Annotated in this window: 9 protein-coding genes and 1 tRNA gene; 6 read left to right on the top strand and 4 right to left on the bottom strand. The window is 54.2% G+C overall.

Going from position 1 to position 8,406, the window contains the following annotated elements:
* Window positions 1–315: 315 nt before the first annotated feature.
* A tRNA-Leu gene (locus tag Q8Q07_03310) sits at window positions 316–400 on the top strand.
* Window positions 401–436: 36 nt separating this feature from the next.
* Here the strand turns inward: Q8Q07_03310 and Q8Q07_03305 are convergent.
* From Q8Q07_03305 to tmk, 3 genes are all read right to left on the bottom strand, one after another.
* On the bottom strand, window positions 437–1,375 hold the full coding sequence (locus Q8Q07_03305; protein ID MDP3879320.1) for a transketolase family protein: 939 nt from the start codon (window positions 1,373–1,375) through the stop codon (window positions 437–439).
* A 2-nt stretch (window positions 1,376–1,377) separates the two neighbouring features.
* Window positions 1,378–2,247 (bottom strand): transketolase, encoded by an 870-nt coding sequence (locus tag Q8Q07_03300; GenBank protein MDP3879319.1) that lies wholly within the window; start codon window positions 2,245–2,247, stop codon window positions 1,378–1,380.
* 394 nt (window positions 2,248–2,641) lie between these two features.
* The gene (gene tmk, locus Q8Q07_03295) at window positions 2,642–3,265 is read right to left on the bottom strand and encodes a dTMP kinase (GenBank protein MDP3879318.1); all 624 of its coding nucleotides are present in this window, start codon (window positions 3,263–3,265) and stop codon (window positions 2,642–2,644) included.
* 157 nt (window positions 3,266–3,422) lie between these two features.
* Here tmk and Q8Q07_03290 point away from each other — a divergent pair, with 157 nt between their 5' ends.
* A complete protein-coding gene (locus Q8Q07_03290; GenBank protein MDP3879317.1) occupies window positions 3,423–4,553 on the top strand; it encodes a DUF4349 domain-containing protein in 1,131 nt (376 codons plus the stop codon).
* A 24-nt stretch (window positions 4,554–4,577) separates the two neighbouring features.
* Here the strand turns inward: Q8Q07_03290 and Q8Q07_03285 are convergent, their stop codons facing one another.
* Window positions 4,578–4,766: a hypothetical protein gene (locus tag Q8Q07_03285; GenBank protein ID MDP3879316.1), complete on the bottom strand. Its 189-nt coding sequence runs from the start codon at window positions 4,764–4,766 to the stop codon at window positions 4,578–4,580.
* A 142-nt stretch (window positions 4,767–4,908) separates the two neighbouring features.
* Here Q8Q07_03285 and Q8Q07_03280 point away from each other — a divergent pair, with 142 nt between their 5' ends.
* The 4 genes from Q8Q07_03280 to Q8Q07_03265 all read left to right on the top strand — a co-directional run bounded on the left by Q8Q07_03280 (window position 4,909) and on the right by Q8Q07_03265 (window position 8,329).
* The gene (locus Q8Q07_03280; protein ID MDP3879315.1) at window positions 4,909–5,388 is read left to right on the top strand and encodes a CinA family protein; all 480 of its coding nucleotides are present in this window, start codon (window positions 4,909–4,911) and stop codon (window positions 5,386–5,388) included.
* A 112-nt stretch (window positions 5,389–5,500) separates the two neighbouring features.
* Complete coding sequence (locus Q8Q07_03275; GenBank protein ID MDP3879314.1) at window positions 5,501–5,917, top strand: NUDIX pyrophosphatase; 417 nt, start codon at window positions 5,501–5,503, stop codon at window positions 5,915–5,917.
* A gap of 254 nt (window positions 5,918–6,171) precedes the next feature.
* Window positions 6,172–6,903, top strand: a complete 732-nt coding sequence (gene rph, locus Q8Q07_03270; GenBank protein ID MDP3879313.1) for a ribonuclease PH — start codon at window positions 6,172–6,174, stop codon at window positions 6,901–6,903.
* A gap of 55 nt (window positions 6,904–6,958) precedes the next feature.
* Window positions 6,959–8,329, top strand: a complete 1,371-nt coding sequence (locus tag Q8Q07_03265) for an MFS transporter (GenBank protein ID MDP3879312.1) — start codon at window positions 6,959–6,961, stop codon at window positions 8,327–8,329.
* Window positions 8,330–8,406 lie beyond the last annotated feature (77 nt).

Below are 8,406 nucleotides of genomic sequence, written 5' to 3'. Positions count from 1 at the left end.
GGAATTTTCCGTCAAAGATAATAATCAGCAACTTGTTTATAAAACACGAACGGCGCTCATGCATCTGCTCATGCTCGCTTACGAGCTAAAGGTTGCGCTGGATGAAATAATCTATTATCGAAGAGCTAAAGTGTGGTCGTGGCGAATATTTCGATGGAAATCTTAAACCAACCTTCCCCCCTAGCCGGGTTTAAAAACGTTATATATACTGCGTCCGGTCGACTTACATTCAGGGAGCATTCGTTGGTTTAGGCTAGTGTCTTAATCCGTAGCTTGACCTTTTCCAGCGTTTGTCACTACAATAACCCTGGACACGCCGGGGTGGCGGAACTGGCAGACGCAGCGGACTTAAAATCCGCCGGAGCAATCCTTGTGGGTTCGAGTCCCATCCCCGGCACCAGTACAAGATGACCTGGTTAATACCGGGCGCTCCGGGTTACTTCCTCTTCATCACCGCGTGGACAGCCTGTTTGATACCATCAGCGGTGAGGCCGTATCTCTGTAAAAGCTCGGTGGGTTTACCGGACTGGGCGTAAGTATCTTTAAGGGAGACAAACTCCATAGGTACGGGGTGATGGCGGGAAAGAATCCGGGCGACAGTGCTCCCCAGGCCGCCGTGTTCCAGGTGCTCTTCCGCGGTAACCACCGCCCCGGTATCCTCCGCCGCCTTGATGACGGCCGCCTCGTCAGCCGGCTTGAGGGTAGGCATATTCAACACGCGGCAGTCAATGCCTTCCCGCGCCAGGTTGCCCGCCGCTTCCAGGGCCGCGGCTACCATAACACCAATGGCGATGACCGTGATATCCTTACCTTCCCTCATGGTAACCGCTTTGCCCGGCTCAAAGCGGTAGTCCTCATTATTGACCAGAGGCCACGCCGGGCGGCACAGCCTGATATAGAAGGGGCCGAAACTGGCCGCCGCTGCCCTTACCGCCTGGGCAGTCTCAATAGCATCCGCCGGAACGATAACCGTGAAACCGGGTAAGGAACAAATCAGGGACAGGTCTTCGATTGACTGATGTGAAGTGCCGTCTTCGCCCACGGTGATACCGCCGTGGGTGGCTACCAGCTTAACGTTACGCCCCGGTTGAGCTACAGACATACGTACCTGGTCAAAGCAACGCCCTGGAAGAAAAACAGCGAAGGTGCTGGCAAAGGAAACTTTACCTGATGCGGCCAGTCCCGCCGCAATACTGACCATATTCTGCTCGGCGATGCCGCAGTCAAAGAAACGGTCGGGGAACTCGCTGGCAAAGTACTTTGTCATGGTGGACTTGGAGAGGTCGGCATCAAGGACAACAATATCAGGGTTTTCCCGCCCCAGTTCCACCAGGGTCTGACCGTAAGCTTCTCTAAGCGAAACCTCAACAGACATGTCTACTCCAGCTCCTTGAAGGCTTGTTCTACCTGGGCGGCGGTGGGGGCTTTGCCGTGAAAATCGATGTTATTCTCCATGAAGCTGACCCCTTTCCCCTTGATGGTGTGGGCGATAATCACCGTCGGCTGGCCTTTAACCGATTTCGCCTGCTCAAAGGCGTCGATTAGCTGGGTCAGATCATGACCATCAACCTCAATAACGCGCCAGCCGAATGCCTGCCACTTCTTATTGAAGGGGGCCAGGTTCATAACATCACGGTTCCAGCCATCAATCTGCTGTCCGTTATTATCCACAATCGCCACCAGCTTGTCCAGCTTGAAATGGGCGGCGGCCATCGCCGCTTCCCAGACCTGCCCCTCATCACATTCGCCATCACCGAGCAGGACGAATACCCGGTATTCCTGCGAGTTAAGACGGCCTGCCAGGGAGACGCCGATGCCAAAAGACAAGCCCTGTCCCAGTGACCCTGAGGACATCTCTACTCCGGGGGTGCAGGTACAATCGGCATGGCCCTGGAGATGACTGTCTATCTGCCTCAGGGTACTCAGATCCTCGACAGGGAAATAGCCACACTCAGCCAGAGCCGCGTAAAGCAGGGGAGCCGCATGCCCCTTGCTGAGGACAAACCGGTCTCTATCCGGCCAGCAGGGGTCTTCAGGATTATGCCGCAGCGCCTTAAAATAGAGAGCGGTGACAATCTCCACTGCGGACAGGGAACCGCCGGGATGCCCGCTGCCGGTCTCTCCCGTCATGGAAACAACATGGCGACGCAGCTTCCTGGCCATCATCACCAGGTCCTTCTGCAACAATGACCCCGACTCCACCGATGTACCAAGTTTTATTCTTAACCTGTCACCCGTCTCCGGCATAATCATACTCCAGATAGACTTAATTTTAGCTCAGCTAAGTGACCAAAACATGAAAATAAAACACATCGTTTAACAATAATGACACTAAAGTCTCCACGTGTATTGTATCATACAATATTTTGCATTACCAAGTCTATTGTAACGAGGAGTAGTGTTTGCATTTAGTTGGTTTTATCTGTCATTGCGAGGAGGCGTAGCCGACGTGGCAATCTGAGAGGTGAGGTATACCCTTCCCCACACACAGATTGCTTCGCCCTCGGGCTGAACTCGGGCTGAAGCCTTCCGCCTATAGAGGAATGGTTTCGCAATGGCGCCGCCAACCAATCCTGAATAATACCCTCGTAACGGGTACCCATTATGTTCTGGCTTGCAATGATGGTATACACGCGTTCAATCACTCCCCATTTGGGAGCAACTGGCTTACCCTGAGCCAGATTATCTCTTTTATTCTGGCTTTTGACTGGCGGGCATCCACCACCAGCCAGCGCGGCGGCTCAGCCGCCGCCAGCTTCAGATAGCCCTCCCGGACTCTGTGGTGAAAAGCCATGTCCTCCTGCTCAAAGCGGTCTGGCTTCTTGTCCCGCTTCCGGGCAAAACCTTCTTCAACCGGAACATCCAGCAAAACGGTCAGGTCAGGATTCAGCCCGCCGGTGGCAGCCTGATTAATAGACCTGACCAGGTCCATGTCGAGACCCCGCCCGTAACTCTGGTAGCTGACAGTGGAATCGGTATAGCGGTCACAGATAACCACTTTCCCGGCTTTCAGGTCAGGCAGGATAATCTCGGCAACCAGTTGAGAGCGGGAGGCGTTGAACAGCAGCAACTCTGCCAATGGTGATATCCGGGTACGCTCCGTCCATTTCAGCAGACGCGCCAGCTTTAAGCCCAGTGCCGTGCTGCCCGGTTCATGGATGAGCCGCACCGGTACTTCAAGTTTGGAAATCCGGCGGTAGAGCGCCCGCGCCTGGAGAGTCTTGCCACTCCCCTCTCCTCCCTCAAAGGTGATAAACAGCGACATTGACTACCTCCAGTCCGCCAGATCTGCCCCAGTTTATCACGCCGTGGTCAGCAGGGTAAAGAGATTGACTGCAGAGATGACCCTGGACGGCCTATCCTTTTAGCTTAATCAGCGTTATACTAATTAGGTGAGGTCAGCCGTCACCAAACAGGAGGCAATGATGAAGAAGTTTACCTTGGTAACCCCTATTTTGCTGGGGATCTTGCTTGTGTTTGTTGCCTGCTCCCCTTCAGCGATAAGAGAGGAAGATTCAAAGGGGATAGTGGGGCCGACGACACCAACGGCGCCAGCACCCACACCGGTAGCCCCGGCGCCACCCCCGGAAATGATTGTGGGAAGACCGTCTTTTGGTGTAACGCCACCGGTGATAATTGAAACCGGGCAGCTGGATATTGACCGCATGATTGTGCGTACCGCCAATGTGCAACTGGTGGTGAATAATGTCCCGGTGGCTCTAGACCAGATTGCGGAGCTTGCCCAGGGTTTTGGTGGCTATGTGGTTTCTTCTAACCGGTTCGGGGAAGAGGAAAATCTCACCGGGAATATTGTCTTTCGCGTGCCCGCGGAAAGCTTTGATAATGCCATGCGGGCATTACGCGGGCTGGCCGTTGAGGTAAAGTCGGAAAGTACCTCGAGTCAGGATGTCACCGAGGAGTATTCTGACCTGGCCGCCAAGCTGCGTAACCTGGAGGCGACTGAGGAGCAATTACTCAGACTTCTGGAAAAGGCAGAAAAGGTTGAAGAGATTCTCAGCGTTCAGCGGGAGCTTTCCAGGGTTAGAGGCGAAATCGAACAGATCAAGGGGCGGATGCAATTCCTGGAGCGGACTTCAGAGACCTCTCTGATTCAGGTATATCTGGAGCAGGCCAGGCTCAATGTCAGTTTTGCGGCTGATAAAAGGAGCGTAAGGGCGGGTCAGGAGGTCCAGTTTACCCTCCGCCAGGTAACCGGTGGGTTTGAGCCTTATAGCTTTGAGTGGGACTTCGGCGATGGGGATACCAGCACGGACAGGTCTCCGGCGCATACTTACAGGACTACTGGCGGTTATACCGTCTCTCTGAAAGTGACTGATGACAGGGGTAACACCACTACCGAAACCAGGAACGAGTATATTACCGTACTCCCCGGCTGGAGCGCTGATATTACCGCCAGCGAAGCCTGGAATGGCCTCGTCACCTTGGGCCATGCGCTGGCGAACATCTTCATCTGGGTCGGTATATTCAGTCCGGTATGGATAGTTGCCGGCGGTATTACCTACTGGCTGCTGCGGCGGCGGAAAAAGGCTTAGCGAGTTAGCCTCAAACCAGGTCCGCTAATCGTAACTGCTTTGGGAAGCGGAGGCAGCGGCAACACAGCCCAGAAGTAATATTATACCCAGTGTCAGCCAGAACATGGTGGTGAACTCGTCGCCGAGCGGCGGGAGTACTCCGGCGGCGGTGATAACACCCATTACCGCTGATAACCCGCCCAGAGAAGCCAGAACCCAGGCTAATATTGCCATAACAGACCCCCTTAAATATCAGAATGGCTTTATTTTAGTGCTAATACACTATATAATCAATACCTGAGATCTAATAGCTCGTATTGGGGGGGGTGTCCCGGGTTCTTGAAGTCAGATTTTGAGAGAAAGGTTTATCTGAATCATGGCCAGCCTTGAACAGGAAGTTGGTGATTTGCTCCGTCGCAGGGGATTGACTCTGGGATTGGTGGAGTCAGCTACCGGGGGTCTGATATCTCACCTGATAACTAATGTCCCCGGCAGTTCAAGTTACTATCAGGGGTCGGTTACCGCTTACCATAATGAGATTAAGATCAATGTGGTGGGAGTAAAAAGGGAGACCATCGGAAAATACGGTGCGGTGAGCACCCAGGTGGCTGAGGAGATGGCGGCGGGCGGCCGGAAATTACTGGCCGCCGACATCTGTTTATCCGATACCGGTATCGCCGGGCCGGGTGGAGCTACCCCCGCCAAGCCTGTGGGGTTGTTCTGCATAGGTTTCTCACACCGGGGAGGAACTTACAGCCAGAAGCACGTTTTCCGGGGCGACCGGGAGCAGAACAAGCGCTCTGCCGCCGAGACCGCTTTAGGCTGGCTGAAAGAGCACCTGAACAGTCTGGACTGACGGGAGTTTAAAAAGGCTTCTTCCTCTTATTACGTTGCGGGGAATCGATATGGTGGGGAGTGTAAGAGGTGCGTTAGCCTCTCTATTTTTGATGAAGCCGGAGGAATTGAGGTTGGCGCGTAATTTTCAGGAAAAATCAGTGGTCACCTGTTTCCTTGAATCTGACGGTGAGATATTGCTGTTGCGCCGCAGTGAACTGGTCGGCAGTTACCGGGGGAGATGGGCCGGTGTCAGCGGTTATGTTGATGAGACCGCTGATGAGCAGGCCCTGGTGGAGATAGGGGAGGAAACCGGCCTGTACGGTGAAGAGATCGAGCTGATTAAGAAGGGCGAGGCTCTGGTGATCGAAGATGAGAGGATGGGCGTGCGGTGGGTAGTCTATCCCTATCTTTTCCGTATCAAAGACCGGAGGAAGGTTAGAATGGACTGGGAACACCAGGAGATGAGATGGATAGACCCGGAGGACATTGCCGCTTACCAGACGGTGCCCATGCTCAGGGAAACACTGGCCCGGGTCTACGGGGACTGAGTAAGCCCTCAGAAAAGGGGATAGAGTCCTGTCCGGCTGGCTTACCTGAAGCTTTAGCGTGAGCAGGCGGTAGGCTTTGGCAAGCAGGCGAAGGGGTTTCAACTCTCTGAAGCTAAGGACTATATAACAGGTGTCACCTGTCTATCTGAACCAGCTCAAACTCCCTTCGGCGGCAGGCTAAGCGCGAGATTGTCAGCCCTTATTCATCGGTGCTATACTTTGTCTTGTATTTTAAATTGAGGAAGGGGATTTAGTTGAAAAGAGGAGACGGTCGTGCCTGGGACGAGATGCGTCCGGTGAAAATAACTCCCGGGTTCCAGAGCTTCGCGGAGGGCTCGGCGTTGATAGAACTGGGCAAGACGCGGGTGTTGTGTTCGGTCAGTGTGGAGGAAAGAGTTCCGGGTTTTCTGAGGGGGGGAGGTAGTGGCTGGGTTACCGCTGAATACTCCATGTTGCCCCGCTCTACGGTTACCCGGACCCCCCGTGATTCGTCACTGGGCAGGGTTACCGGGCGGAATCAGGAAATACAGCGTCTCATCGGGCGCTCGCTGCGTGCGGTCACTGACCTCCACGCGCTGGGAGAAAGGACCCTCATCGTAGACTGTGATGTGCTCCAGGCGGATGGCGGTACCAGGACGGCGGCCATTACCGGGGCTTATGTGGCTCTCTGCCGGGCATTGCGGACTCTGGCTAATATGGGAATAATCTCGTCAATACCGTTGAAGAGCGCCATCGCCGCTACCAGTGTCGGCATCGTGCGTAGCTATCAACTGTTAGACCTTTGCTATGATGAAGACTTCAGTGCCGAGGTTGACTTTAATGTGGTGATGACCGATAAAGGTGAGTTCGTTGAGCTTCAGGCTACCGCTGAGGGCAAGACTTTCACCAGGGAGACGGTTGACAATCTCCTTTCTCTGGCAGAAAAAGGCATCGGGGAACTGTTTAAAGTCCAGCAGGCGGTCCTGGAAATGCAGGTAAAAATGTGAGGGGCAGACACCTCCGGTATGCCCTCGAATAAGGGAGAAGGTAACAAAGGTAACAATGGCGCGCCACAGTGGACATTCATTGCCGGTGGAGACGGTATCAACAGCTGACTTAGCTATCCCCTGGCGGGAACCACCCCGTTGGCTCCCCCCCACCCTGCATTCTCTGGTATACAGGAACTACTTCCTTCTGCTGGCCGGCCAGGTCAGCAATTCGCTAGCCCAATGGATGGATATGGTCGCCCGTCCCATCATGATTATTGCCCTTACCGGCTCGTCAGTCCAGTTGGGTCTCGTCACTTTGGCCCGGGGCTTACCGATGATGGCTTTAGGTCCTTTTGCCGGGCTTCTTGCCGACCGTACAGACCGGCGCTTACTGATGCTAGCCGCTAAAAGTCTGAGCTTCATAGTGAACCTTGTCTTTACTATACTCATCATCAACGGCAGATTAGAACTGTGGCATATCTATGTAACCGCTATTCTCAGGAGCTTGTTGATGGCATTCGACCAGCCCGCTCGTCAGGCTCTGCTGCCAGCGCTGGTGCCGCCCCGCTTGCTGATGAATGCTGTAGCGCTCAATACCGGGACTATGCAGCTATCGCGTATTATCAGCGCCTCTTTTGTTGGGGGTCTTATCGCCCTGTGGGCAAAAGGGTTCGGTTTTCTGGATACCGATATTCGTATCTTTGGCGGCGTCTACCTGGTTACAGTCGTTGTTTACATCGCGGCTATCGCTGCCACCTTCTTGCTTAGAGTGCCTCCAGGGGGACACTCGGAACGGACGGATGACTCTTGGTCACTGTCTTTTGTCAAAGGAATCCGTTTCGCCTGGCGCAGTCCCATCATCATAAGCATTCTAGTTCTTCTGGGTGTGCAGAGCACCTTCGGGGCGCCTTATATGAGTGTTTTTATCCCCTGGCTGGCTATGATGGTGATGGACATCGGCACTACGGGTGCGGCATTGCTGCTGGCGGTCTCGGGCGTGGGTTCCCTGGCAGGCGCAATGGCGATTGCCACGGTGGGACATATCCTGCACCAGCGCGGACGCATCATCATCGTCGGTCTGGTCATATACGGTGCGGCTTTGGCGGCGCTGGGTCTTACTTCAGCGCTCCCACTGGTGACTGTGCTGGGGCTGACAATGCCGCTGCTACCAATGCTGATGGTTTTCTTCGTGGGGATAGGACAGACCGTCATCGTGTCTATCAAGAATGGTCTGCTTCTGGAGACTACTCCTAACGAACTGCGGGGACGGATAATGAGCTTCCAGAGTTTGGATCGCGGTCTCACGAGCCTGGGGGGCAGTATGGGCGGCTTTGCTATTGCCATCCTGGGTGGCCCGTATGGCTTAGCCCTTTTCGGTATCCTCTGCGCCGTTGGGTCGGTTATCGTGGGGGTTTCATATCCGAGTCTACGCAAGCAGGACTAGTACTCACTTGCATAAATCACTATAGTTATTTTTTAATGAGGATTGGAACACCTGAGTAGCTTTCCACTCGAATGGAG

Source organism: Dehalococcoidales bacterium, from assembly GCA_030698765.1.
Lineage (GTDB): Bacteria > Chloroflexota > Dehalococcoidia > Dehalococcoidales > UBA2162 > JAUYMF01.
Note: the sequence above shows the minus strand (reverse complement) of the source record. Positions and strands in the feature narration are given on the sequence as shown.